This is a genomic window from Pseudomonas violetae (assembly GCF_023072615.1).
Classification (GTDB): Bacteria; Pseudomonadota; Gammaproteobacteria; order Pseudomonadales; family Pseudomonadaceae; genus Aquipseudomonas; species Aquipseudomonas violetae.
Genome location: NZ_JAKNRW010000012.1, coordinates 36,602 through 63,389 on the forward strand (window position 1 = coordinate 36,602; position 26,788 = coordinate 63,389).

The window sequence follows — 26,788 nt, forward strand, 5'->3', positions numbered from 1 at the left end:
ATTCTGTTTCAGTGATGCTGTTGATTTAGCGGTACTCGACAAAGACTCCCGCCAATGGCGCTGTCGATTCTCGCAGGACAATACTGGGGGTCACGATGCGCTGGTCGGTCGTCATGGCCGGGGTGGCGATCCGGCGCAAAAGCACTTGCGCGGCCATTTCCCCGAGCTGCAGGATCGACTGGCCGACGGTGGTCAGCGCCGGGTATACATAGCGGCTCATCTGGATGTCGTCAAAGCCGATCACCGACAGCTCGCTCGGTACGCGAATGTTGCGCTCGGCAGCGGCGCGCAGTACGCCGATGCCAATCATGTCGTTCCCGGCGAAAATGGCGCTGGGCGGATTTTTTTCCAGCAACAGCGCCGCCGCAGCGTAACCGCCGGTGCTGGTAAAATCGCTTTCGAGCATGCGCTCGTCCGGCACCTCAATGCCTGCCTCGTGCAAGGCCCGGCAGAACCCCGCCAGACGCATCTGCGCCACGCTGGTACTCGCCGGGCCGCCAATCGTGGCGATGTCCCGATGCCCGAGCTCCAGCAGGTGCCGGGTCGCCAGGTAGGCGCCATATTCGTGATCGATGCGCACCATATCGGCGTTCACGCCTTCCAGGCCGCGGTCGACGATCACCATCGGCGTGCGCACGCCCGCCAGGCCTTCCGCCAGCCCGGCATCACCGCCGGCCGAAGCCACGATCAAGCCGTCGATGCGCTTTTCCAAAAGCACCCGCAGGTAGCTGCGCTGCTTGTCCGGGTTATCGTCGGAGTTGCACAGGATCACGCAGTAGCCATTGCGCTCACAGTAATCCTCGATCCCCCTCGCCAGCTCGGCGAAGTAGGGATTGAGGCTGTTGGGCACCAGCAAGCCGATGGTCGCCGTGGTCTTGGCCTTCAGCGACCGCGCCACCGCGCTCGGCACATAGTCGAGGGTCTTGATGGCCGCCTCGACCTTGATCCGCACTTCCTCGCTGACTGGGCGGGTCTTGTTCACCACGTGGGACACCGTGGTGTAGGAGATTCCCGCCAGTGCGGCGACGTCCTTGATGGTTGCCATGACTCAGGTCCGCCGGCTTGCGCGCTGACTGCGATAAGTATCGAGCACCACTGCGATCACGATGACCGCACCGGTGATGATGCGTTTGGTGGGCTCGGTGGCGCCGATCTGCGCCAGGCCGGCGGCCAGTACGGAAATGATCAGCACGCCGAAGAAGGTACTGATCACCGAACCCCGGCCGCCCATCAGGCTGGTACCGCCGATCACCACCGCCGCGATCACCTGCAGCTCCAGGCCGGAACCGGCATTCGGGTCCGCCGCCTCCAGGCGCGATATCTGGAACAGTGCGGCAATGCCGGCCAGCAGCCCCATGAGGCTGAACACCAGGATCTTGTAGGGCTTGGGATTGATCCCTGCCAGCCGCACGGCTTCTTCGTTGGTGCCGATGCCGATCAGGTAACGACCGAACACGGTACGGGTCAGCACGGCCTGGGCGAGGATAATGATCAGCAAGGCGATGATGAACGACGGCGAGATGCCGAAGACGATCGGGTTGGACAGCCACGCAAAGGCGTCGCCGATGTACGCCGTGCGCGAGCCGGTCATTTGATAAGCCACGCCTCGCGCCATCTCCAGCACCCCCAGGGACACGATGAACGACGGAATGCGCCAGGCCACCGTGATCGAGCCGGTAATGGTTCCGGCCAGCGCGGCAATGGCCATGCCGAGCAAGGCTGCCGGCAATACGCTCCAGCCCCAGCCGAGAATCGCCACGCTGACTGCCGACGCGGCGAGAGCCAGCACCGAGCCCACCGACAGGTCGATGCCCCCGATGATCAACACGAACGTCATGCCCACCGCCAACACCATCAGGTCGGGGATCTGGTTGGCCAGGGTGCTGAAGGTGTCATAGGAAAGGAAGTGGCTGCTCAACACCGAGAACAGCGCAATCATTGCCAGCAGGGCACCGGCCAGGCCCAGGTAAGTACCGAGGCCGTAGAAGTTGCCACTTCGCTTGCCAACAGACGTTGCAGTTTTCATTGAGGGTCCCTAGGCGCTGCTTCGTTGAGCAGCGCATCACGTTTTTGGTAGCCGGCAAAGGCGGCAGCAAGCAAATCATCCTGGGTCCAGGTATCGCGTTCGAACGTGTCGATCAGGCGCCCGGCCGACAGCACGCCGATTCGGTCGCAGATCAGCATCAATTCGCGCAAATCGCTGGAGACCACCACCAGCGCCTTGCCCTGACGGGTCAACTCACCCAGCAAGGCATAGATGTCGAACTTGGCGCCGACGTCAATGCCCCGGGTCGGCTCGTCGAACAGCATCACCGAGCAATCGCGCTCAAGCCAGCGGCCGATCACGACCTTCTGCTGGTTGCCACCGGACAACTGCGACACCAGTTGCGTCGGGCTGGAGCTGCGAATGCGCATCGCGTCGATCTGGCGTTGGGCCAGGGACGTCTCGTCACCGTTGTTGACGAAGCCTCCACTGGAAATGACCGGCATGTTGCCCAGGGCAATATTCGCGCTGATCGACTGGGTCAGCAGCAGGCCTTCGCCCTTGCGGTCCTCGGTGATCAGCGCAATGCCATGACCGACCGCGTCGGCCGGCGAACGGATACTCACGACCTGCGCCGGCGAACCCAGCGCCACCGTACCGGTGTCGGCGATATCGGCACCGAAGATCAGCCGCAGCAACTCGGTGCGCCCAGCCCCGATCAGCCCGGAAATGCCATAGATCTCGCCAGCGCGCACTTCGAAGGATACGTCGCGAACCTTGTCGGAACGGGTCAGCCCCCGGACCGTCAACGCGGGCGCGCCGATGTTGCGCGGCCCCATCTCCATGTGTTCGCCCAGCTCGCGCCCAACCATCAGCGTGACCAGTTGCTCACTGTTGTAGTTGGCCATCGGCTCGACGCAGACCAGGTTGCCGTCGCGCAACACCGCAATGCGCTGGGCCACCCGCGCCAGCTCTTCGAGCCGGTGCGAGATATAGATGATCGACACGCCGCGTGCCTGCAGGCGAGTGATCTGTTCAAAGAGCATTTCGACTTCCCGGGCCGTGAGCATGGCTGTCGGCTCATCGAGGATCAGCACATGGCAGTCGCCAATCAGGTTGCGTGCAATCTCCACCATCTGCTGATGGCCAATGCCGAGCTCGCCGACCAGGGTGTCCGGGTCAATCGCATCGAGCCCGACCTGCGCCATGGCCTCGATCGCCGCCTTGCGCAATTGCTTGCGACTGATCCACCCACCGGTACTCGGCAGGTTGTGCAGGAACAGGTTTTCCGCCACCGACAGGGTCGGCAGAAGATTGAGCTCCTGCATCACCATACGGATGCCCAGGTCTTCGGCCTGGGTACGGCTGCCGGGGCGGTACTCCCGGCCCTGGAACTGCATCTGCCCGGTAGTCGGCGTGACAAGCCCGCCGATGATCTTCGACAGCGTGCTTTTACCCGCGCCGTTTTCGCCGGTCAGCGCCAGCACTTCGCCGCGCAGCAGCGTCAGGTCGATGCCGGTGAGGACAGGCTGGGCGTAGGTCTTGCCGATACCGCTGACCGAAAGGACAGCGTTCGCAGCGGAAACTGACATAGAAACTCTCCATGCGCTCGCTCACCAGGAGCGAGCACCTTTTGTCACCAGATGGACTACTTGGTCACCAGTTCGACCGGGGTTTCGATCACGCCGTTGGCGCCGCTGTCGACTTTCTCGCCCTTGATGATCTTCAAAGCAGTCTCGATGCCAAACACCGCTTGCTTGGCGGCAAACTGGTCGGCGGTGGCCAGAACCCGACCGTCCTTGAGCATTGGCTGGATGGCATTGATATTGTCGTAGCCCACCACCTGGACCTTGCCAGCCTTGCCAGCAGCGCGCACTGCGGATACAGCGCCAACGGCCATGCTGTCGTTCCCGGCCAGCAGCGCCTTGACTTGCGGGTACTCGCTGAGAATAGAGGCGGCTACTTTGTTGCCCTTGTCGATTTCCCAGTCGCCGGACTGCAGGGACACCACCTTGATCTGTGCCGCTTCCATTGCATCCTTGAAGCCTGCGGTACGAGCCTGAGCGTTGGTGGTGGTGGACACACCTTCGATGATGCCGACTTCGTCACCGGCCTTCAGCTGCTTGGCCAGGTACTCACCCACCAGGCGTGCGCCCTTGCGGTTGTCCGGCCCGACAAAGGGCACGCTGATGTTCTTGCTCTTGACCACGGCCGGGTCCAACTGATTGTCGATGTTGATCACGGTGATACCGGCATCGATAGCTTTCTTGATCACCGGCACCATGGCCTTGGAATCCGAAGGCGCGATGACCAGGGCGTTGACCTTGGCCAGGATCATCTGTTCAACGATACGGGTTTGCCCGGCGGTGTCGGTTTCGTCCTTGATGCCGTTGGAGATCAGGTCGAAATCGGCGGAGTGTTCTTTCTGGTAAGCCTTGGCGCCGTCTTCCATAGTCAGGAAGAATTCGTTGGCCAGGGATTTCATGACCAGCGCGACTTTAGGTTTTTCCGGGGTTTCGGCGAAGGCCGAGGAGATGGGCAATGTGGCGGATGCGGCAGCCAGCATGGCGACAGCGAGAAGGCGTCCAGCGAATGGCAGCTTCATGGGTTCACTCCGATCTTATGATTATTGTGAGCAACGCTTGCGCTGGCGTAGGCATTGCAACGCTCTGTAGGACCAGGCTATCAGAACACTGCGCAAACGTTTGCGAAGACGAACTATGCGAACCCTGCGCTGATTTGTCAACGACCTGCAACGGCGATGGTGTGTCGAACTGAAGTCAGACAGACGTACTGACCATACTGCCACTGGCGGAGCCTTCGGTCAGGGCCTTGGCCAACGCGCCTGCTACTTGGGCGATTGCTCCGGCGGTGTCGGCAATACGTTGTTGAATAGCCATGACCGCCGTGGCTTTGGCTTCCTCATTGGCAAATGTGGTGGCCTGGGTCGCTGCCAGTTGCTGCTGTTGCTCGCGCATCTGCTGCTGCAGTTCTTTCATGCGCTTGAGCAACATCTGCACCGTGATACTTTGACTGCTACTGCTGTCTTCGGTTTTTGCGTCTTGCTGGGCAGGCGCGAGGGTCAACGGTCTTTTATCACCCTCCTGCGCAGTCACAACCTGGGCGCTGGCCTCGGTTTCTGTTCGAACAGGGGCATCCGCTGCCTTGTTACCCATAATGATCACACGCGCATTCGATAAACCGACGGTCAACGACATTTTCAATCCCTCTTGAACAATCCATTACAAAGGCATCGACCGAGGCAGCGGTTTCTTTAGGTTGCGAGCAGGATTGAGCATGAACGGACATTTCAACAGAATTTGCAGGGGCTTTCGGTAGACCGAACAAAAAAACCGCAGTTGTTCGGAACCCCGGACAAAACGACTTCACGCCTGCATGCCTATGATACAAATAATCGTTATATATCATTACGTTACAATTAATTTCGTCACACATTACAGCTGGTATGGATCCTGCTCTCTCACTCTCACCCTGGCATTCAGATGTGCCGGGGCCACCTGGAAGACCTGCAATCAGCACCGTCTCACCACAAGAGAGAAAAAAATAATGACATCTGCTCTTAAGTCCTTCGTTCCGGGCACTTTGGCCCTGCTACTCCTCCTGCCTACCGCGCTCCAGGCAAAAGAAACACCGACCCAGACCGAACAGAAACTGGCCAACGTGGTAATCCTCGCCACCGGCGGCACCATTGCCGGCGCAGGCGCCAGCGCGGCTAACAGTGCCACCTACCAGGCGGCGAAAGTCGGCATCGAGCAACTGATCGCCGGCGTTCCGGAACTGAGCCAACTGGCCAACGTGCGTGGCGAACAAGTCATGCAAATCGCCTCCGAAAGCATTACCAACGACAATCTCCTGCAACTGGGCCGCCGCGTCGCAGAATTGGCCGACAGCAGTGACGTCGACGGCATCGTGATCACCCACGGCACCGACACCCTGGAAGAAACCGCATACTTCCTCAACCTGGTGGAAAAAACCGACAAGCCGATCATCGTCGTCGGCTCCATGCGCCCGGGCACCGCGATGTCCGCTGACGGCATGCTCAACCTGTATAACGCCGTTGCCGTCGCCAGCAGCAAGGACGCACGGGGCAAAGGCGTGTTGGTGACCATGAACGACGAGATCCAGTCGGGTCGTGACGTCAGCAAAATGATCAACATCAAGACTGAAGCGTTCAAGAGCGCCTGGGGCCCGCTGGGCATGGTAGTCGAAGGCAAATCCTACTGGTTCCGTCTGCCGGCCAAGCGTCACACCATGGACTCGGAATTCGACATCAAGAACATCAAGAGCCTGCCTGCCGTCGAAATCGCCTATTCCTACGGCAATGTCAGCGATACCGCCTACAAAGCACTGGCGCAATCTGGCGCCAAAGCCATCATCCACGCCGGCACCGGCAATGGCTCGGTATCTTCGCGCGTCGTTCCAGCCCTGCAGGCGCTGCGCAAGGATGGCGTGCAAATCATCCGTTCTTCCCACGTCAATGCCGGTGGTTTTGTCCTGCGTAATGCCGAACAGCCGGACGACAAGTACGACTGGGTGGTTGCCCACGACCTGAACCCGCAGAAGGCCCGGATCCTGGCGATGGTCGCACTGACCAAGACCAATGACAGCAAGGAACTGCAACGGATGTTCTGGGAGTATTGATCCCCTCCTCGCCGGGCCCACTCCGGTCGGGCAGCCCTGACCACTTTTAAAGTGGCCAGGGCCTGATAAAAAATCTGCCCCCTCCTACACCAAAACGCTAAAACCGCTGTCAGAGGAATTTCTTGAATTTTAAGCAGTTGCGATAATGCCTACAGTTTAATACTGTATACACGTACAGCTTAATAAGGATAATTCCGTGGCCACCACCCCCTCCTCTCCAGACTCCTACGAACGCATGGGCATGCGCGTTCAGAAAATCATCAACTCTCCCACCGCCCAGAAAGCCAAAGCCGCGCTGATCTTCCGCCTGCCCGACGAACCGGCGGACGAGTGGGAGCAGTTACTCGAAGAAATCGACGAAAACGATAACGTCACCCTCGCTTATCGCGACGATGGCGGAGTGCAGATTTTCTGGGTTGTACCGAAGGAAGATTGATTCAATGAGTGTCCGGTTTTTAGCTTTACTGTTGCTGTTCTTTGCCATGGGCGCCCAGGCAGCCGCCCCTCGAACCTTTTCGGAAGCCAAGAAAGTCGCCTGGAAACTCTACGCGCCGCAGTCGACCGAGTTTTATTGCGGCTGCAAGTACACTGGCAACAAGGTCAACCTGTCCGCCTGCGGTTACGTGCCTCGCAAGAATGCCAAGCGCGCCGCGCGCATCGAGTGGGAGCATATCGTGCCGGCCTGGCAGATAGGTCATCAGCGCCAGTGCTGGCAGGAAGGTGGGCGCAAGAACTGCACCCGTTACGACTCGGTGTACCAGAAGGCCGAGGCCGACCTGCACAACCTGGTGCCGAGCATCGGCGAAGTTTATTTACCTGCGGTCGAAATCTCGTGATTTGTTGACAGACCTCAATCCCCTGCTAGCCTTGGATGTAGACAGACAGCTAGCGCGAGGCTTCGGCCATGCATTTAGAAAAAGTCCCAGGGATAAACTGGCAGGGAAGGCAGATCACGGCAGTGATGATCCTTAGAGACGGCCCCCTGTCGAACGAGTCAGTCGTCTTCCCTCCCACCCTCCACCTTCTACACTTAGCCAAAATCGCATCAATCAACACACAGATGGCTATTGGGGCAGACCTCAAACGACTCTTCGAATCCCTGGAAGTAGCCGGTGTACCATGGGATCAGCTCAGCGATGATCAAATGTCCGGGTACATAGAGCGTACTCTTCTAGCGGAATACAACCTTTCTAAACGAAGCATCGCACGCCACTGCTCTAGCATTCAAGGAATGTATTCCCAACTCTCCCAATCAGGATTTACCGACAAAAACTTCAAATACAGCTTTAATTACCAGAATAAGAATGGTGAAAACGAAGAGGGACTTTCACGTTACCCAGACAACCCCAAACCTAAAAGAAAGTATATCAATGACCCACTATTTGAAACACTTCTTGAACACGCTTCCGAGACCTCGGGCTTCTTGCGTGCTAGAAATGAACTAATATTAGAACTTGGTCATAAACTCGGCTTAAGATCATTCGAGGTCACTCACTCTAGAAATTTGATAGTGAATGACCTGAAAGATCTTTTGTCACTGAGTAAAAAAACCAATCGTCTATCGATTTCCTTGACTATATTCGGGAAAAGAAAAAAATATCGAGACGTAAATGTTCCACCCGAACTATTGGAGAAAATCTCTGAATTTATCGCAGAGTACAGCACCGATATCCAAGGCAACAATTTAATCTGCGCCAAAGATGGCTCGATATTAAGTCCTTCGTTTGCGAGCCGACTGTTCAAGACCGTCAGAGATGCTGCTCTTCCGAAGCTTAAGTCAAAACTTAATAAGCTTCGCAAACAAGATGACGCACCGTACACCATCAGTTGGAATTCAGTACAGCTTCTAACTTTTCATTGCCTTAGGCACACATATGCTACAAACCTCGTAACGTATTGCGACGAGAACAACATCGACCCTTGTAGCTACTTACCAGACCAACTGGGTCATACAAAATCAAAGACAACGAAGCAGTACATAAATTGTCAAGCGACAATCTATAATCGAGACAAAGGTCGAAGCCGATATAGTTTAGAGGATCAAAACCTTGAGTAAGTTAGCCTCTAACCAATCAAAACAAAAATCGAAAAATCTCGACCCACATATCGCTGAGATCGAATACAAGGGTTTTTACAAATCGGTTGTCCATAAGACTGTCTCTATCCCCCCCAAGCTGCATGGATTTGTCTTCCTTCAATGCCTAATTCGCTTTCTCCAAGATAAATCTTCAGAAGGCTTTTATAGTTTATATAAGTTTGCAGGTGGATCTCAAGCGCTAATCACCTATCTAAATGACAACTACGAGAACCCCAGATCAATACCAACGAACATTTTACAAAACTATGCAGACTATTTGAGCGATACTGAAGAGCAGGTCACCGCTAGTATTCGTACAAACATTTCAGTTTTTAGTGTTATGTTACAGTGGAGCATCGCTCAACCTTGGTTTAAGAAATTCGCAGAAAAAGACCGTATTTTTGTCTTGTCGGCTTATGATAAAAAAATATCAATACCCAAAAACAGTATGCTGGACGGCACCGCACCAGCAATGTCAGAGTTAGTAAAAGGCAAAGAGTTTGATGACCTTGAGCTTTTGGACTCTCTGATTCGATTTTGCTTTGGCTTCCTGTTGATATTCAAGAGACATCGAGACCTTATTACTTCAAATCGCAGAGTCAAAGCCAGATTAGAATTAGCGCGAGCATCTGAGAAACCAGACATCGACTGGCGCGTTTTGCATCCAAACTGGGATGACTACAATGAAATTTTCAATGCCATCGTAGACTCACGGGATGCGACTCTAGTAGAACGCCTACTCCTTTCAAATCAACGTTTTCAAAATGCATTTATGGACGCAAAGAAGCCAAATACGCTTGGAGAGCTATATACCAAGCTTAAAAGCTGCGTTCGAGAGGTAGGATCTCTTTGCTTCACACATTTACTTAGCGAAGAAAACCAATATGTCACTTTTGAACAACTGGACATCAGAAGCCTTCTCAGTCCCTGCGAAGCTGAAGAAATATGTTTGCGATGGCTACTCGGAATTGATCGAGTTCAGCTAAGTGGCCAACAACAACTAACACTTCAGGATATTGATTTAACACCAACTCATGTGACAATGTCATTTTTCAAGCGTCGCTCTAACGAATCCCAGCGGGATTCGACGTCACACAAGAGAAAAACTTACAATTATCGTGTGATTAGCTACGTACTTCAGCTAAGAGAGCGTTTCGAAAAGTTTTTTAGTGCAACCAATTCTGATCAACAAAAATTCTTCCAATTCGACAACCCCTTCGCGCGAAAACAAAACCATTCTTCGGTCACTTTTCGCCCTATCATTTTGGCCTGTACGCCTGGAACCAATTTGTATGAAGAAATAGGTTCGATTTTTCCTCGGGCTAAGCTTTTTCAAGAGTATTTTAAACTGCTGGTAGATGAAAATACTTCTGCTAATAGCGAAACGGACAAACCTCATGACTCTAAAGAGAAAAAGAAACCAAACACTGATTCTCCATTAACGAGAAATCTTACCGCAAATGTAATCGCACAGTCCCGTGCCATTATCGACCCTGAAGACCCAACAGTCACATCAGCGTTCAATAGACGTACTAAAGCTGAGGTAGCTGCGGACGGCAATGCTCACAGCGTTAACACCAGTCATGATATTTACAAAAACCGAAGCCAGACAGCCCATAGACTAGGCCAACGATCTAAATTTGTTGGGGCAGTAGGGAGGCTTCAAGAGGAGGACGCACGCAAGTTATCTTCTCTGATGAGCAATACCACTATCATAACGTTGGACAAAGTCAATGACATACTCGGCTGGAATGTCTCTTCCTTCAAACCTAATGATGTAGACGACTTCAATAAACTCATAAGCACTGCAGAGGCAGACGGTTATAACTGCGCACCCTTTGGTTGGCTATCAAAACCTACATCTATAGAGCGCATTGTTATTGTCGCTCCCGTGACTGCAGCGCTTATACTATCATTCATTAAAGGTTGTCAGATTGAGTTGAAGAATTCCAGCTCGCAAGCGCGCAATCATGCAATAATTGTGCAGCTATGCTATGCCAAGATGGTTTTGAGGTCATTTGACAGACGCACAGTTGCCGACGGCCGTGAAATGCTTGAAGAGTTTGATTTCCCTCCGGCTATCATCTGAGATATCTCAAATGAAAAGTAAAGAGCGAACCGTTTCCTATAGTAACAAACTCGGTGATTCTGCTTTCTTCATATATGAAAGCTCATCATCAAGAATCATACCTGCCCCGTTCAATTACGCATGTGATCGAAAGAAGATTATTTGGGCGCAGGAGATCTTCGTGCAAATGTCCTTTGTGTCACATCAAGAACGTGGCAAACCTTTGCAGGTTACTAATTTACACCAGGCTATTAACTGCTGCGCTGCCTTGAGAGGCATATGCGAATATTGGCAGACTTACTTGCCAAATAAACCTCTGTGGAATTGGACAGAAAAAAATCTGACTGATTTTTTCCATACTAAGATGGTCAAAACTGATATTTCCGACCACCACCCATCCCCTATTTACGCTAATCAGAACTTTAGTAATTACTCTAACATTTTTAAAATCAGTCATGCTGCTCGTTTAAATGGAAAGATCAGTGATGGTTTAGGCTTTCCTATCACAACCAAACTAAAACACCTCATTATGGAACCACTTTTAGATGATATGGGCCTGACAATTGAGGAGTGGTTGAAAGGCCAGAGCCACCCTCCAGTCCCCCTAGGTATTTCAGCTGTTATTCTTAGCAGCGCGATTAATTTGCTGGAATCCGATGAGACTGCTGTGGCGTTATCACTTTACTCTGCGTGGAGAAAATCGCGCCAACTCCACCAGAAGTGGTTTCCAACAAGAACGTGCAACTCCGATATTATCCAGCAATCAAAAATTATCGAAGGTGATAATTTTGGAATAAAAGAAGCACTCGAAGCTCACAACGTTGGGCATGTCCATGAATTACCATGGAGAAACAGAAGAGAATTTAGACGCTTTCGTCGGCGGCTGATAGGCGCTTGCCTAAACATCATGCTGATTCAAAGTGGCCACCGTAGCCACGAATTTCAATCCACAGTATCGAACGATCGTAGATTGAGACGTGGATTGCTGATGGTCAAACAAAAACTGGACAAATCATTGAATGGCCTTAAAGCGTACCGCCCTCTTGCAAAGCTATCTACGCGAGCGGCTGAAACTTTGTGGAATTTAAGCTTCGTCAACCCCGATCTTTACCCAATGCCGCTTCAGCATTCGTTCCATGACACCCGATTTGCGGAAATGGTTATACATAACGAATTTCCGGTTGATGCGTTCACATCTTTTGACAACTGCTCTCTAAATGCGCGTTTGAATGCATTTTACCAATCTGATGTACTACCAATAATGCCAGAAGCTCATAATATCCACCCCATCCTTAGTACACATCAGTTCAGGCACTCTTTTGCCGAATTTTCATTGCGCAGGTTCGACGAAGACGTCCATGAGAGTTTACGCGAACATTTCATCCATCGATCCGAATACTCCACGAAAATTTACGAGCACTGGAAATTAAACCCCGCAGTTCAATCGATGTTAGAGAAAAACTATCTCTATGAACTAATTGGAAAAACGGCCGAAGGTAAGCTCGAAGCACGTTTCTGGGGGCCAGCCTTTCAAAGAATTAAAGCCGAGATCAACCGCATCAAGTTTTTGCATCCTAACAAGCCAGGGGAGCACTATCAACAAATCTTGGACAGTATTGAGCGATTTGCTGTATTTGAATGGGGATTCTGTGTTCTTTTCTCCTCATCCAAACGTGAGGCTAATTGCTGCGACTTTGTTACCGGACTTCCTGACGTCGACGCATTAGCAACTCCAGGCCGATGCTCCGGCTGTCCAAACAACATGGTCAACACAATCCAAAAGGGAAATTTGCTGCGAATCGAACTAGCCTATTCAGAAATGAGCGAAACCCATCCGATAAAGGCTATCGGCGATTTGTGCAAGGACATGGCCAACCAAATATCACGCAGGACTAAAAAATAAAATGCCGGTTACCCTTGAGCAATTCAGAAAAACAAAAGGCGAGCCTAGCAACTTTCCGTGCTGGGCAGTTTCTGAGACAACGAGAAAGCTATATACATTTATAATTGAAAACTACAATCAGATCAAATTGAATATAGAAAACAGTTCAAATTTGAGCCCGCGCGATCGTCAACTTATAGCTAGACGTATAGCCGTACAATGTGGCTTTAGCCCAAGCATTATCACTGATCGTAGACAACCGAACATTGTAGATCTGATCAAAGAGCTGAATGCAGATCTCGCCATCGTTTTCAAAAGTGTCTCTGCAAAAAAATGGCAAAGCGGGAGAAAACTTACTAAAGAGGAGTTAATTAAAGAGAACAAAAACCTCAAGACTGAAAACGTTGAACTTAGGAAACTTTCTCTCGGTGCCTTTGCTACTGCAATACTAGAAAGCAGCATCCTGGCCGACACTCGCTCTTACACTTTAACAATAGACAAACTTAAAGAAGAAATAGAGCGACAAAAAACTGTTATTGACAATCAAGCGGAACAAAATAGAAGGTATATGGAATCGCTCAGCAAATAAGCTAGAAGTGAGCATAGTACGTGTTTCCAACCCCAAGCTAGGTATCAATTACGTCCCGAGTAGCGGCATCCTTGTCGCGCCCTCTCATGACCATTCTAGTCAATCGCCATCCGCCCACTAAAAAAACAAAAAAAAATTAACGCGCCAAAAATCCGTCGCATTAAAAATCAACAAGTTACTAAGTTTGACACCAATATTATTACATATATTGCCAAACTTTTAACCTGTAACCACTTGCAAAGTCAGTAGCAATGGCCTATTCCTAAAAACAGTTAATATAACGGCATTACATTACGCATGGCAAGCGATGGAGTTGAGGATGCGCATCCACTGGGGATTCAAAGAGGAGATCCTTACATTGCTGGCTAACGCAGCAAAAGCCCCCGACCAATCTGACGAACAAACCTTACTGCTTAATGAGGCAAGTGTCCTTCTCTGGCGATTCGATAATGAGGTCTTACCACGAAAGGCAGAAGAAATCCGTAACTTATTAACATTCGACATTAACATTTGGCTTCCTAAGACGGTGAACCTTATGTATACAGGGCCACTCATTTGCAAGGGCCAACCAACAATGCTATCCGACATAATTTTACTTGATTTGTCGGGGGATGCACTTTCCTTACGAGATAGGGTGATTAACGATGCTCTGGTAGGCTGTAGAAAAGACAACTACTCATATGAAAATTTTCGTGAATTGCATAATGCATTCACCTTTCCAGGCCTTATTAAGCCTGAAGAAATCAAACCATTGAGCTTTAAGTCTCGTTTCTACACCAAAATACCAACCACTCAGCACGATGACTACATCTATAGCTGTCCTGGATGTCTTTCACCTTTAGATCACACAGCAGATGTTTTACAGTGCAGCTCACCTTTTTGCCCGACCACCAAATACTCCCGGCTACCACCGCACAGAGAGATCCCTTACCACACTCGAAAAGAACATATCACCAAGACCGTTTACAAAAAGCAATTGAAACTTAACCAATTGGCTTGGCGCACGATCGCTAGCCCATTAGTTTTTGAAACAATCATCATGAAATATTTAAAAAAATTGGTACCTGCTAGCACAAGCGAAACGATTACACTGAATGAGTCCAGGCCTGGTTTATCGATAATTGAAAACGGGAATAGAATAAATCTTGACCCAGTAGCTACTCATTCCGCGCATACGATTTTCAGCTATTACTCTGAAAAGGCTATCCCAGGTGAAACCTGGATTGTGGTGCCCGATGGAACTAGGCAACTTTTCCGACATTTGAAAGAAAAGCTTTCTGACAGCTACAAGATCGTTACCGCCCGAAGCTACCCTTATGAGTATCTCAAACGATTTCATTCCGACCGATCCAGAGTTAAGAGGATTCGGTGTCGCTAGCAAATTTAAACCACCTCGTTGTATGTCGATCGGCCGACTGAATGGGAGGCCATAAAGCTACACGTCTGACCGGTTTGCTTGGTGAGCTCTTTGACCAGAGGCTTTAGCGACTATCCGTTCATAAGCTCTTGACAGCGAGGAAGTCAACGTCCTTCGCAACTTTGGCGATTGCTTGAAAGCTCCTGGTAGGGCGAATACTAAGATGCTCGAGATTCCAGGTCGCGATCGTTACACCGGAGTGACTGAATGGCGCGATGAGGGTAAGAAGGCTAGCTAGCAGCGATGGCGCGATAAACTTGGAAATTATTAGTACGAGTCAATGCCAAACTTTTTGGTGGCTGGTAGACCATATGATCATTGTCCAAATAGCAGCAACTGCTCCTGCAAAGGCATCCGCCAAACATACGCAAAGTAAGGTTCAACAGGATAAGTATGCAGCTAAAATCTCCATCATCTGCAACCGGAAGATGCTGATTCACTACCGCCCTGACGGCGCTTCCTACGACGCCGTATCGGAAAAAACAGTGGCTCTATTGATAGCGAGTCTGGCGCCCCGCGCTCAACATTAGCGCTTGGCTTTTAACAGTCAGAAAGCCTGATGACCGACGGCGCAGCCTCATGAGGGACTGCGCACTAGGTCAGCATATGCGTGTGCGGCGCGGCGCATTCCACAGAGCGTTACTTCCTAACCAACTCATGTTTGATGCAGCCGTCGTAATACGTCTTTTTGACGACTGAAGGCTGAAGCCTCGACTTGCTTTTGTAGGTTTGCTCTGTGATACCCAGCGCCATCTTTGGCATCCAAGACTTCGAATACTTCCGTTTCTTTAGCTTGTTTTGAGTGCTGTACAGCGTGGTGCCAGAAAGCTTCGACTGCTGGGCATTGCCAGCGACTCCTGCACCCCATTTGCAAATTTCTAGCTGACGAGCGTTGAGGTCTTGTGCTTGTGCGGGTAACACTGCTATCGCCATGAGAAACGCTCCCATGGTGTAACCAAGAATGCGCATCAATCCCGATCTCCATTCGATCAAAAGCTGAGATTCTGACAGGAGTTGCGAGGGCGACGGGCCACTAATTTGCCCATGAAGAACATGGTTCTATTGATTGATCAACTCGTAGTGATCACTTCCCTTGAAATTTTGGTAAAAAAGAAAGTCTAACCATCGCTAAAGCTTTTGGTCTCTCCTTCCGTTCAATAAATAACGGCAAAGCTCACGGCGTCTGGCCGACAAAATATATTTACTCAACGGAAAGCTAAGCTAGGAAAAATTATGAAACACCTCGAAATATTCAAAGAATACTACAATGGTTTTTGATTTTCAGCTGAGCGCTTTAAAAGCGTACCAATAAATTCGTAAATATCAACGGTAACCGATAGGTACTTTGACGTTACGATTGCCCAACTATCTAAAAAATGGTCGAGATTACCCTTGGTGAGTTCCAAATTCTTTCAACGACAGAACAAGCGCATGAACTGTCATGTCACCTTGCACTTGCGGGCTTTGACCCGGAGAAATTTCTCAGCGCACGCTCTCCAGCGTCTAAAGGCAAATGGAAAATGGCGGCAACAAGCTAATGAAGCTTCAGATTCTACAGTTCTACAGTTCTACACAAATGCCCTCTCCAACGGCCACACTTTGTCTGTCAATGGATTGTGCGCCCTCACCCTAAACCAAATCAATCTGCCCAAGCGGCCTTGCGGGCGTCGTTGGCTTAGGGCGCGCTCCCCCGTGTGAAACCCGTTGTGCTAGGCGGCAGTCGCAATGATCTGCCGTAAATGCCTCTCAGCAGAGATGACCTGTTGATACAAGAAGAATCCACCCGTGATGACGAGGGTCGTTGAGACAAGCCTCACAATGCAAAGAGTGCAAAGAGTGCAAAGATCGGTTATCTAATTTGGCTGATGCTAGATAATTTCGACGATCTTTTTTTTCTCCCCAGGCTTAGCATTACCCCACAGCAGCTCAAACCGCGCCGCGTTTAATCTCACGTCCGTCTCGAGACCAGACTCTCTACCATTTGGGACGTACAACGCTGCCACTACACCATTCGCGGCGATGGCAAGGAATGCTGCAGATAGGTAGTAAATCGACCCTCTAACTTGGCGCGCTGACTGTTCAATTTGGCCGGCAGTGTCTTCGTTCTTTTGAGCTGAGCGAGCTAGCGTGGTAACTACCGACTTCACGGAGTCTTCGACACTCTTGAAAGCTGCACCAGGCGCTTGTTTCGCCACCTGAGCAGCGACTTCGTCTGCTCTTGACGACGCTTTTTCTGCCAGCTGCATTTGCTGCGCGATCTGTCGACCGACAGCTTCGACATGCTCAGTGCACTTGGCTGAACTTTCGAGCACCGCTGTGGCTGCGCGGGTTTGGCTCGTCAATCGATCAACTTCATCGGTCAGCCTTTCCGCACAGCGCTTAAAATCCTTGACGTAACCATCTATGGGCCTGTCTGGCTCATGTTTCATCCTATGAAGGCAATGACGAAGCTGCAATTGAAGGCCTTTAGCTCCTTGTGTCAGTTGCTCGCAAAAAGGGCTTTTTACGGGATTAAAATTCGATCGATTCAATAATCCGATTCCAGTATCCATCTCCCCTCCTTGAGTCATGGGTTCAATGTGGCACCCGAAATTTGAATATGCTCACTCATGAAAAAATTGCTTTACGTCCTAACGCTATCTCTCTCGATAATCAATCCTGCCTTTTCCGCCCCTCCATCGAATTTTACCGACGCCAAAGTCATAGCAAAGCAGAAGATCTACCTTGACCAAGCAAGCAGCTCAATGGGCGAGCTGTACTGCGGCTGCAAATGGACGTGGGTGGGGAAATCGGGTGGGCGCATCGATGCTGAATCCTGCGGCCTTCAAGCTAGAAAGCAAGAGAACCGCGCAGAGCGAACTGAATGGGAACACATTGTTCCAGCTTGGACATTCGGTCACCAACGGCAATGCTGGCAAAACGGAGGTCGTGAGCAATGTGTGAAAGATGACCCAATGTTCGGCGTGATGGAAGCTGATTTGTTCAATCTGTATCCATCAGTTGGTGAGGTCAACGGCGACCGAAGCAATTTCAACTATGGTATGGCCGCAGGAGTGGCTCCGCAGTATGGTCAATGCAAGACAAAGGTTGATTTCGACCAGCGAGCCGCTGAGCCGCTGAGCCGCGCGACGAAGTTAAGGGTTTGGTAGCTAGGACAACGTTTTACATGTTCGACCGATACAAATTGAGCATGTCACGTCAGCAGCAACAATTGCTTATGGCATGGGACAAGCAGTTTCCAGCGACGGCTTGGGAGCTGGAGCGTGACAAACGCATCACAGCTGTCATGGGCCATTCCAATCCTTTCGTGACCGGTCAGCGAAATTGGGCGCTTGGATATAAGCCGGTAGGTGATGGCGTCGTAAGCGCGCTTCCCCAGAAGGTCTCGCGGTTAGACGCAAGGCGCCAAGTCGGAAGTTCGAACGCCCACGGGTTGATCATCGGCAACCAAAATAGCCATCTGTACCACTTACCAATCGGCTGCCCTAGCTACGACAATGTTTCGCCAAAAAATCAGGTCTCCTTTGCCTCGGAGTCTGAAGCCTTGTCGGCGGGATATCAAAAAGCAGGGAACTGCAAATGACGTATCGGTAGCTGTTAGGTTCGGCAAAAGTGAATCACGGACTAACTGCTACCGATGCCACTTCCCCCGGGTGAGTAAGCCAAGAGACTACTTCTATTCGCAATAGCCTGCCTGAATTCATACCTGATCTTCATAACTGCGCTGACAAGATATTGAACGGCGATGAATTGAAGTCTCACGCACTTCACGTAGATATCGGCTAGTTCATTACTTCGGAACTAGCGACGCCCGTTCAGCTCAGCTCGAGGGGCGGAGTATGTGTAGGCTCACCAACTATTCGACCAAGGAATTCTGATCGTACCTCGGCGGTACTTTGCATGCCCGGGCGGGAAGGCTGTCGCGAACCAGGCGCGGCGATACTCGCCGTTGTCCTGGCCCGGCGGGCTACCATCCTCACGTCTACGCGCTCCGCTTGCGAGCAAATTCAGTGCTCTCAATCAGCACTGATATCTCGCTGTCGATGAAGTTATGACAAAGAATACGGTCGAACTCTGTGGAGCAAACCGCTCCGGGATCTCGTAGTCACAGCGGTTTTTTCAATCCTCATCCTCTTCATCTGGCTCGTCAGTGATTCGATGCAACCCGCTCCAAGGCTTGCCGCAATAGAAAGGCGATCCATCTGGCCGCCAGGAGTTACGCACGCTGTAATAGCAGCAGGCAACACCGTGCTCCTCCTTTAACTGTTGGCACAGAATCTTAACCATTTCCTGGCGCTCTCTCAGATCTCGGCGCGGATCCAGCTCATTTAAATTCCCGAGGTATCGCCCTTTCTTATTGACTACCACCCGGCCAGTTTTCAGTAACGCCCTCACATAGGGGTGAGTGTTGTCTTGGAAAGACACCCAGCAACCACCCAGCTCATGAATTTGGCGTTTAGAGGTCGATATCTCGAGAGTTGAAAGTTGACGAGTAAAGTCTTCCAAGGCAGCTGCTGCAGCTTCGTCTGAAATGGACATGCACGACCTGAAGTCAAAACATGCCGCTCTCGCCGCTTTATTGATCTTAGATTCAGACAGCCCGTTCAAGCTCGCTGGCAACCGGTCACAGATTAGAAGGTGATCGAAATGGCTCTGAGGGACAAGTCCTTGGTCAATCAGAGATAGCATGTCGTACTGGAGCCGGAGAGCGTCCGCTTCAGTGGATACGACCACCCCAATCCCTCCCCAACGCCCCTGAGCAAAATCCAACCCAGGGATCGGGTTTGCCTCATACCCTTCCTCTTCGATTTTGGTAACTGCACGGCGATAATCTCCGGTATAGGGCCATCGCCACTCCGGCTGGGAGGTCTGCTCTCTGAAGAGATCTAGTTGAACGTCGATGTACCGGAACTCCTTGCTAACCACGTCAGCTTCCGGCACGAACCCTAAACCGCTTTCCTTCTGTATGAAGGCTCGTAAATTGCCCCCTCGAACCACCTGCTCCGCGCCCGCTAGCTCTGCTGAGCGAGTGTGGAAGGTGATGGCATACTGAGTAGCGTGTTCGTCGGCTGCTGATAATCCATCCCGAACGGCGATCAGGTCAGCCACATTGAAACCTGAGAAGCACACAGCAGGTTGGGTACCATTGATTGTTTCACGTCCATTCCTGATGCCAAAGGTTGCCCAGATATGGTGAGAGCGTATCGCCTCTCGTAGGAGAATCAGAGCGGGCCAATATGGTGCTTCGACGCAGCAGCCTGACCAAAAACCTTCGGGAATAAAGTCCGGACTCGAGTCGGAAGATAAATCGACATTTCGGAAGTAATGAGCGACTCGAGAAAAACTTCTGCTGTTTTCTTCTGGCATGGCTTTCTCCACGCCTGTTTCAGGCAGTTAAAAGAATTTAGACTTAGGGCTATTCATCCTCCATAAAAAAATAGACCAACCTTATGCCCCTTGCAAGTTTTCTGGACAAAAAAAATAACAAACTTATATACATATAAATCAAGAACAGAATATTGACATATTATAAACAAACACCAGCGCATTAATTTAATAGTACAAAACAGAAGGCATACTTCTAGCTAAATCGACAACAACTAATAACAAACTCATCTACGCCCGCCATGTTATCGCCCGGAAGGATTAGCGCGTGAAGAGCTTGTAGTGCACGCAGAAAACGGAAACCAGTTGTACGAGGAGGTCTATAGCAAAAGCCATGGAGCTTTGAGTCCTCCCGGCAAGGCTGAGGCATAACCGCCTATCGGACATGCTCAACATGAGCTGTAACGTACTTTGACGCGATGTAACACCGGTTTTGAAACTACGTTACAAACCAATGGATACTGGGCATTACCCCCGAGAAACTCATCAAAAAGTCCACGCGTTGTCGTCGATAACCACCACAAGAAAGTCGCATTCTTATGCGCTCACAGGACGAATGGAGGGTTTAGTACACCCGAATTTCTAGACAGATTACATGGACGTGCTACTTTGAATGTACGGTTTCCTGGATCGCGCGGTCGGCTCGCTAAGGCGGTTTGCCTCAGGTTGTTCATTTCTGTTTCGCATGCACTTCGACAATTGTCAGGGGCAGCCGACACTCTGACGTATTGGAGAATGTCATGCGTATCCCCATCTATACTGTCGATTTTTGCGATAAATGCGGCTTCAAACGTATTGCGAAAAAACTCCAGCGGAGTTGGCCAAGCGTTATTCCTTTGATGCTTTCTTCAGCTCAAGAGATCTTGTCACGTGGCTTTGGCTACCGTGACCTCCACGACCTGCGGCAATCATCAGATAAATTTGATCGTCTCGCGCCCGTGCCGACTCAGTCGGAAGTTAGAGACGGGATCAGCACATCCATTTTTGTCTTTTGCCGGTCGAGAGAAATTACCGATATCGACGAAAATGATGTCGCCCATTTGGTTACACTTTTACCGCTACAGGAGCTCAGCGTTTATCAGCACGTAGGGCAAGGTGAGACATTGCCTCTCTCGGGTGAAGAACTCCTCAAACCTTCTGAAGGCCACCGACGGGCCCAGTCACCTGTTACTCATCGGCGCAGAACTGAGCATGTAGATCAGCCGAATAGTGTGGATACGAATCGTAACCATACAAGCCGACCCCTGGAATTAATCAGTTTGGATGGACTGAAATCTTTATGGGAGGTAGTTCTCCGCCGAGGGAGCTTTCGGGATCAGAGCTTGTTTGCAATTTTGTTGCAAGGGATACGTCCACACGAGGTAAGGGCTACTAAAGCGCATGATATTTCATCCTACAATTCGCACACCCTTATTCGCTTGTACAGCAGCAAAGCCCCCGAGAGGGAATTCAATGTCGGTTTACCACCAAGCAGTGGCGCCTCGATTGCCCGGTACATTCGTAATGCTGGGCTCTCTGAAAATGACTATCTATTTCCTTCAGCTTCAAATGCGACGCTCCCCATGAGGGCGGATGAAATGAACAAAATCATCGTATCCTACTTGCATGAAGCCTTAGGTAACGATGCGCAAATGTCGGCGCATAAAATACGACAGTCCGTTGCCGCTATTGCCTTTGAGGCCTGCGGGCTATCCCTGTCGCAAGTGAAAAGTCATCTCTCGCACCATGGGATACCTCCTTACTTAATCGGACAGAAGAAACCGAAGGAATAGAGTGTTCCATTGGCTGACCAAGCTTCGTAAGTACGAAGCTTGGTCGCTTGGGTCTCCCCCTACCAGGTTGCACAAATGCTCAAAGCTCAAAGCTCAAGAGGTTTACCAGATACTTCGCGATGCCTCCGTGGCTTCACTCTCGATGAGGCGAATCACCCAGGAAAGCTGGAATGAAATCTACTGCGGATTGATGACCATAGAGGTCGACGGCTGGCAGATCACATTCTTCATTGACTGCGGTGATCTGGATTACTGCGACAACTGCGTTTCCCCTGACGGTAGGAAGTATGAGTTCAGCTCAAAAGAGGCGTTTGATCCGGTCGGGCTTTTATCCCCGGAGGAGCATCGACAGCTAAAAGGACTGCTTCGTCATATTTGAAAAATTTGTAATTGTTCGACCACATTGCGAGGCTAGGAGCACGTCATGAACAACAACTACGTTGACCAAGCCAAAGACCTTCTGACTGAGATTGGCGTCCACCATCCCTCTAAAGGTGTATGGGCATTCACGAATGTTCATACTGCCAATCAAGCCTACATCCATCATTCGCGAGAACCAGTAGCCCTAGCTGCCTTCGCAGCAGTTAACGCCACGTTTGCTGCTGGCCGTTTCCCTGGCTGGGCGCTGGTCGACATGGTGGACAAAGTGCCCTGCATGGACGGTGCTGAGCTTACGGCGCTGTCGATGGTCTGCGGGGCTTCCATCCCAACGCTCCCCAGTGCATCAGTGCGCGGGAATATCTTTGGGCAAGCAGTGTGGAACATCGTAGAGGCTTACTCGCTCGAGGGCTGTTTTGAACATGTCGCACGCGCCTATGGAAGCCCAGGCAGGCATTACAACTTACGGCCTCGCGGCTTCGATTGGGCTGGCGGAGAAGAGCCCATCCCCGAAGAATTGAAAGCAATGCGCAAAAACTATCGCGCAATGTCTCCGCTGCAACAGGTCATGGTTTTAACGATCATGCATTTGTACCACCAGGGCAAAGACAAGGTTTATCTGACTGGGGGCTGTCCGACGAAAATTGCTGCCGCAGAGGCGATGGATATCCTTCGCAGAAATGGGCCGGCGCTCTCGGCCTGGGGCCACATGGTTACTCATTATGCGGGCTGGTGAGAGGCCATGGCTTCGGGCGTGCCCCTGGTCGGGGATGGCTGTCTTAAACCAAGCCTACGCGCAAGGCGCTGGTCTTGGCCCTTGCGGGCTTCCATCCGCACGCCTGCGCGCTCCGCTTGCCTGGGCCTCGCTTTCTGGGGGCTGTAACGTAGTTTTGTGCGCTGTAACGTATGCAGTGTTACAAAGCACAAAACTACGTTACAGCTCAAATGGTGGAGCATGAAATCAGTCACATCGAGCACTGCAAACGCAGTACTTGGCAAAGCATTTATTCGGGCTGGCGAAGGCTTGGGGCTTGATGACTCTGAACTATCAGCTGTTTTGGGCGAGCAGGTATCCACTGTCCTGCATCTACGTCACGGACATGAACTGCTTCAACCTTTTACTGAGGCTTGGGGCCGGGCCTTGCTTCTAGTTGAGTTGTATCAGTCATTGCTCACGCTCGTAGGAACCGAGCAAAAGGCAAAAATTTGGCTAACCAGCCAGAATCGCGGTCTGAGTGGTCGACCGCGTGATCTCATCGCATGCCAAGCGGGACTGGAGCAAGTAGTTCAGTATTTGGCTGCTACTCGCTCACTCATTTAACATCTCCTGCACATCGCTGAAATGCTGCCATGGAACACGAACTTAGGAGTGCCGCATGAAGTGGTTCGGTCGATTGATAGGACTCGTTTGTCGAGACAACAGATCAGGTCGCGAGCAAGCCAGAGAACGAGAATTCATCGACACGCTTAACGGCCTGAAAACTCTACGTGTGACCCCTGATGGTGGTATGTCGATTGATCCAGAAGAGATCCGCGACCGTGTGATCGCAAGTCGTCATGCGCTAAAGCACTTCGTTAGACGCCCTTAAACCACGAGGCTGAGTAGATGCTCACAGCTCAAGAGGTCTACCAGGTACTGCGCGATTTCGCTATGGCGTCACGCCCAATGCAAAGAGTCACCAATGAACACTGGAACGGAATTTACTACGGTCTTATGACCGTCGATGTTGAGGGCTGGATGGTCACGCTTTTTATAGATTGCGGTGACCTGGATTACTGCGACAGCTGCCTCTCCCCGGATGGGAGGAGGTATGACTTCAATGCTAAAGACACGTTTGACACAGTGGGACTTTTATCTCACGACGAGCACTGTCAGCTTGAAGAAATGCTTCGCCAGATCTGACCAAATTTTTCCAACGACTCGACCACCCTGCTGAGTCGCGAGCTTGAGCCGCCGTTTTCACGCGTGGTTGACCGGCCGATTGATCATCATCGCATGGCCTACGTTTCTTGGAACTCGAGCGGCTCTTCTCCTACTGCTTCCATCAGCGCGTTGGACAGCCAAACTGCATCAGGCATGCTGAACAAATAGCATGCGGTTTCCAACACGAGCATCATTCCATTGTCAGCTGCTGTGTAAATACCTACATTTACAGGTGTATCAGCGTCATCCGTCAGGAACTCCATAAAACTGAGTTCACCTTCTGACCTATGAACGCTGAATCCCCCCTCACCCAAATAACTCCACATCCCATCCATATTTTTTTTATACCATTGATCGAATGCGCTTTCCCGTGTGGCTGGCTTTGGTATATATCCTTTCAGATTTCCCACGGTGACGAGCTCGGCATCGAAAATACAACGCGCGATATCTTCAGCAATGGAGTGTGTGAACCTGTACGATATGTCGCCAAACCTTAAACTGACATAGCCTTTCTCCTGCCTGGATACCTGACATGGATATAACTTGTCATGAGCACGCTCGTGCCAACTGGTAAATTTACGCTCCGCGAAAAAGAAACCTGGTTGCATTTTAGTTTCGGTCACAATTTTCACCACGCTAGGTTGTTTCTAATAACAACGGTTGCTTAAAGCCAAAACTTTAACGTCTGGAACAAATTTTCTTCATGGCGTTCGATTATCGCGTGTATCACTGCTTAGACTCCCTGTAATTCTATCGAAGATAGGAGCGGTCAAGACGCCTCAGCACTCGGAACCAAAAAAGGTTCCTCTTCGGATCTTTAAATCTTTAATGACCCTCGTAATGTCCCAAAAAATGGACTTTAACTGCAAAAAACAGTCTTAATGTCCCGTATAAGAGACACTACGCCAACTGCTGCTGCCAAATCCACTTCGTCAGATTGCTTGCCCTCTTTTATAGAGAAACGATAATCAAATCACCGCAGCATTTCCTAATCACCTCAGACGAGACTCCGTCTATGGAACAGTCACCATATGTGAAGTACCGCGATATTTTGCTGAATGAAAAGTACGGCACCGCATACCGACTAGGAGATCTGGTGCTGGGGTTATATGAACCTGGAAGGTTTCGCCTTCGCAGAGACGACTGTTGGGGAGGTTTTGATGTCCGCCACCGTCAGATTTATCAGGAGTTAGCCGATTGGTATCACGAACATGGAAATGAACATTCGTTCGTGACGGTATGCGAAGCACTCATCTCGCGTGGTGAGCGCCAAGCAGAAGAACTCCATGTTGAGCTCACCCGGCTCAGGGCTACAAAACCCAGTGATTATCCATCGGTAGACGATCGGACAAATGAGGACTCTTACAAGGCCGCGCTCAAATCCTGTGAGCACTTTTTGTCGGTCGCTCGCAGTGACGGTTTTTGAGGGATTGAAGCTCAATGCACTCTTCTACATGGCTGTCTATTTTCGAATGCCGGCTCCGTGAACAGCAATTGCCGCATTCATATCTTCAATGCTCACAGCGGTTTCTGGTTTACGGGTCATGCCCTTGAGGCTCTTAACAGAGTGCGTGACCGCTCGAATGGCGAATTGGCCCGGCTCAAATTCAATGAATTCGACTCTATCGCCAGGTCGCAATCCGAGGGATGCACGTATTTGCGCAGGGATAGTGATTTGACCTTTTGAAGACACGGTTGCAGTAGTCATTTGAATACCTTTCGGACGATTCATTTTTGGAGCATGCCCCTTTGGGGATGGCTGTCGTGAACCAAGCCCTGGCGCGATGCGCCGGTCTTGGCCCTACGGGCTTACATCCGCACGCCTGCGCGCTCCGCTTGCCTGCGCCCCCCTCTCGCTTTCTGAGGTCTGTAAAGTAGTTTTGTGCGCTGTAACGTAAGCAGAGTTACAGAGCACAAAATTACGTTACAGCTCATATGGTGGAGCATGAAATCAGTCACATCGAGCGCTGAAAACGCCGTACTAGGCAAAGCTTTTATCCGGGCTGGCGAAGGGCTGTCGCTTGATGATACTGAGCTTTCAGCTGTGTTGGGCGACCAGTTTCCACTGTGCTGCGTCTACGCCATGGACATGAACTGCTTCAACCTGGGACTGAAGCGTGGGGCCGAGCCTTACCTCTTGTTGAGTTGTACCAGTCACTGCTCGCCGTCGCAGGAAACCAGCAAAATGCAAAGGTTTGGCTAAGCAGCAATAATCGAGGTCTGAGTGGTCGACCACGTGATCTCATCGCATGCCGAACGGGACTGGAGTAGGTCGTCCAATATCTGGCTGCTACTCGCTCACTCATTTAATATCTCCTGCACATCGCTGAAAATGCTGCCATTGAACACGAAATCAGGAGTGCGGCATGAAGTGGTTCGGTCGATTGATAGGACTTGTTTGTCGAGACAACAGATCTGGCCAAGAGCAAGCCAGAGATCGGGCGTTCATAGCTGCCCTCAACAATCTGAAATCTCTGCGCGTGACACCAGACGGCGGTATGTCGATCGATCCCGACGAGATTCGAGAAAAAGTAATAGCGAATCGGCAGTCACTTAAACGATTCGTGCGATGACCATTTGCGATTTATGTCGCGTACTGAGCCGAGCCGTTGGCTCGAAGGAGCGATGGCAGGACAGCATTGCATCGTGC

Annotated in this window: 24 protein-coding genes and 2 pseudogenes; 16 read left to right on the forward strand and 10 right to left on the reverse strand. The window is 51.0% G+C overall.

The annotated features are described in order from the left end of the window. Positions 1-25 precede the first annotated feature (25 nt). The 5 genes from L9059_RS16065 to L9059_RS16085 all read right to left on the reverse strand — a co-directional run bounded on the left by L9059_RS16065 (position 26) and on the right by L9059_RS16085 (position 5,202). Complete coding sequence (locus L9059_RS16065) at positions 26-1,045, reverse strand: LacI family DNA-binding transcriptional regulator (protein WP_247291976.1); 1,020 nt, start codon at positions 1,043-1,045, stop codon at positions 26-28. Positions 1,046-1,048: 3 nt separating this feature from the next. After that, on the reverse strand, positions 1,049-2,026 hold the full coding sequence (locus L9059_RS16070; protein WP_247291977.1) for an ABC transporter permease: 978 nt from the start codon (positions 2,024-2,026) through the stop codon (positions 1,049-1,051). Further along, on the reverse strand, positions 2,023-3,576 hold the full coding sequence (locus L9059_RS16075; protein WP_247291978.1) for a sugar ABC transporter ATP-binding protein: 1,554 nt from the start codon (positions 3,574-3,576) through the stop codon (positions 2,023-2,025). Before L9059_RS16075 ends, L9059_RS16070 begins: the two co-directional genes overlap by 4 nt. A gap of 56 nt (positions 3,577-3,632) precedes the next feature. Beyond that, complete coding sequence (locus L9059_RS16080) at positions 3,633-4,589, reverse strand: sugar ABC transporter substrate-binding protein (protein WP_247291979.1); 957 nt, start codon at positions 4,587-4,589, stop codon at positions 3,633-3,635. 175 nt (positions 4,590-4,764) lie between these two features. Continuing rightward, entirely contained in the window at positions 4,765-5,202 is a 438-nt protein-coding gene (locus tag L9059_RS16085; protein ID WP_247291980.1) for a hypothetical protein, read from the reverse strand. Positions 5,203-5,551: 349 nt separating this feature from the next. Between L9059_RS16085 and L9059_RS16090 the strand changes: the two genes are divergently transcribed. From L9059_RS16090 to L9059_RS16125, 8 genes and pseudogenes are all read left to right on the forward strand, one after another. Further along, positions 5,552-6,646, forward strand: coding sequence for an asparaginase (locus L9059_RS16090; protein WP_247291981.1), 1,095 nt, complete (start codon positions 5,552-5,554; stop codon positions 6,644-6,646). Between the two features lie 235 nt (positions 6,647-6,881). Beyond that, entirely contained in the window at positions 6,882-7,082 is a 201-nt protein-coding gene (locus L9059_RS16095) for a DUF1654 domain-containing protein (RefSeq protein WP_282615502.1), read from the forward strand. 4 nt (positions 7,083-7,086) lie between these two features. Further along, a pseudogene (locus tag L9059_RS16100) lies at positions 7,087-7,455 on the forward strand (endonuclease); the annotation flags it as partial. 95 nt (positions 7,456-7,550) lie between these two features. Next, the gene (locus L9059_RS16105) at positions 7,551-8,702 is read left to right on the forward strand and encodes a tyrosine-type recombinase/integrase (protein WP_247291983.1); all 1,152 of its coding nucleotides are present in this window, start codon (positions 7,551-7,553) and stop codon (positions 8,700-8,702) included. Continuing rightward, positions 8,695-10,812, forward strand: a complete 2,118-nt coding sequence (locus L9059_RS16110; protein WP_247291984.1) for a hypothetical protein — start codon at positions 8,695-8,697, stop codon at positions 10,810-10,812. The genes L9059_RS16105 and L9059_RS16110 overlap by 8 nt, the downstream gene beginning before the upstream one ends. Before the next feature lie 10 nt (positions 10,813-10,822). Further along, positions 10,823-12,694 carry a hypothetical protein gene (locus L9059_RS16115; protein ID WP_247291985.1) on the forward strand — a complete coding sequence of 624 codons (1,872 nt, stop codon included), beginning with the start codon at positions 10,823-10,825 and terminating at the stop codon, positions 12,692-12,694. Position 12,695: 1 nt separating this feature from the next. Further along, on the forward strand, positions 12,696-13,262 hold the full coding sequence (locus L9059_RS16120; protein WP_247291986.1) for a hypothetical protein: 567 nt from the start codon (positions 12,696-12,698) through the stop codon (positions 13,260-13,262). Between the two features lie 319 nt (positions 13,263-13,581). Then, a complete protein-coding gene (locus tag L9059_RS16125; RefSeq protein ID WP_247291987.1) occupies positions 13,582-14,640 on the forward strand; it encodes a hypothetical protein in 1,059 nt (352 codons plus the stop codon). Between the two features lie 678 nt (positions 14,641-15,318). On the opposite strand, the gene L9059_RS16130 is transcribed toward L9059_RS16125, so the two are convergent. Beyond that, the gene (locus tag L9059_RS16130) at positions 15,319-15,648 is read right to left on the reverse strand and encodes a hypothetical protein (protein ID WP_247292057.1); all 330 of its coding nucleotides are present in this window, start codon (positions 15,646-15,648) and stop codon (positions 15,319-15,321) included. Between the two features lie 899 nt (positions 15,649-16,547). Further along, a complete protein-coding gene (locus L9059_RS16135; protein ID WP_247291988.1) occupies positions 16,548-17,231 on the reverse strand; it encodes a hypothetical protein in 684 nt (227 codons plus the stop codon). 57 nt (positions 17,232-17,288) lie between these two features. Between L9059_RS16135 and L9059_RS16140 the strand changes: the two are divergent. Continuing rightward, positions 17,289-18,262, forward strand: a pseudogene (locus L9059_RS16140) (endonuclease). A 536-nt stretch (positions 18,263-18,798) separates the two neighbouring features. On the opposite strand, the gene L9059_RS16145 reads toward L9059_RS16140, so the two are convergent. Beyond that, a complete protein-coding gene (locus L9059_RS16145) occupies positions 18,799-20,046 on the reverse strand; it encodes a DUF4427 domain-containing protein (protein ID WP_247291989.1) in 1,248 nt (415 codons plus the stop codon). Positions 20,047-20,804: 758 nt separating this feature from the next. On the opposite strand from L9059_RS16145, the gene L9059_RS16150 reads away from it, so the two are divergent. The 6 genes from L9059_RS16150 to L9059_RS16175 all read left to right on the forward strand — a co-directional run bounded on the left by L9059_RS16150 (position 20,805) and on the right by L9059_RS16175 (position 24,117). Beyond that, positions 20,805-21,836 carry a tyrosine-type recombinase/integrase gene (locus tag L9059_RS16150; RefSeq protein ID WP_247291990.1) on the forward strand — a complete coding sequence of 344 codons (1,032 nt, stop codon included), beginning with the start codon at positions 20,805-20,807 and terminating at the stop codon, positions 21,834-21,836. 1 nt (position 21,837) lies between these two features. Beyond that, positions 21,838-22,215, forward strand: coding sequence for a DUF7693 family protein (locus tag L9059_RS16155; RefSeq protein WP_247291991.1), 378 nt, complete (start codon positions 21,838-21,840; stop codon positions 22,213-22,215). Positions 22,216-22,260: 45 nt separating this feature from the next. Continuing rightward, positions 22,261-22,950, forward strand: a complete 690-nt coding sequence (locus L9059_RS16160; RefSeq protein ID WP_247291992.1) for a hypothetical protein — start codon at positions 22,261-22,263, stop codon at positions 22,948-22,950. Between the two features lie 219 nt (positions 22,951-23,169). After that, positions 23,170-23,535 carry an MbcA/ParS/Xre antitoxin family protein gene (locus tag L9059_RS16165; protein WP_247291993.1) on the forward strand — a complete coding sequence of 122 codons (366 nt, stop codon included), beginning with the start codon at positions 23,170-23,172 and terminating at the stop codon, positions 23,533-23,535. Positions 23,536-23,590: 55 nt separating this feature from the next. Continuing rightward, entirely contained in the window at positions 23,591-23,803 is a 213-nt protein-coding gene (locus tag L9059_RS16170) for a hypothetical protein (protein WP_247291994.1), read from the forward strand. A 17-nt stretch (positions 23,804-23,820) separates the two neighbouring features. Then, positions 23,821-24,117 carry a DUF7693 family protein gene (locus L9059_RS16175; protein WP_247291995.1) on the forward strand — a complete coding sequence of 99 codons (297 nt, stop codon included), beginning with the start codon at positions 23,821-23,823 and terminating at the stop codon, positions 24,115-24,117. A gap of 98 nt (positions 24,118-24,215) precedes the next feature. On the opposite strand, the gene L9059_RS16180 is transcribed toward L9059_RS16175, so the two are convergent. Continuing rightward, the gene (locus L9059_RS16180) at positions 24,216-24,761 is read right to left on the reverse strand and encodes a hypothetical protein (RefSeq protein ID WP_247291996.1); all 546 of its coding nucleotides are present in this window, start codon (positions 24,759-24,761) and stop codon (positions 24,216-24,218) included. A 392-nt stretch (positions 24,762-25,153) separates the two neighbouring features. On the opposite strand from L9059_RS16180, the gene L9059_RS16185 reads away from it, so the two are divergent. Beyond that, a complete protein-coding gene (locus L9059_RS16185; RefSeq protein WP_247291997.1) occupies positions 25,154-25,564 on the forward strand; it encodes a hypothetical protein in 411 nt (136 codons plus the stop codon). Between the two features lie 36 nt (positions 25,565-25,600). Here L9059_RS16185 and L9059_RS16190 read toward each other — a convergent pair whose 3' ends face one another. Beyond that, positions 25,601-25,846 carry an AbrB/MazE/SpoVT family DNA-binding domain-containing protein gene (locus tag L9059_RS16190; RefSeq protein ID WP_247292058.1) on the reverse strand — a complete coding sequence of 82 codons (246 nt, stop codon included), beginning with the start codon at positions 25,844-25,846 and terminating at the stop codon, positions 25,601-25,603. Positions 25,847-26,788 lie beyond the last annotated feature (942 nt).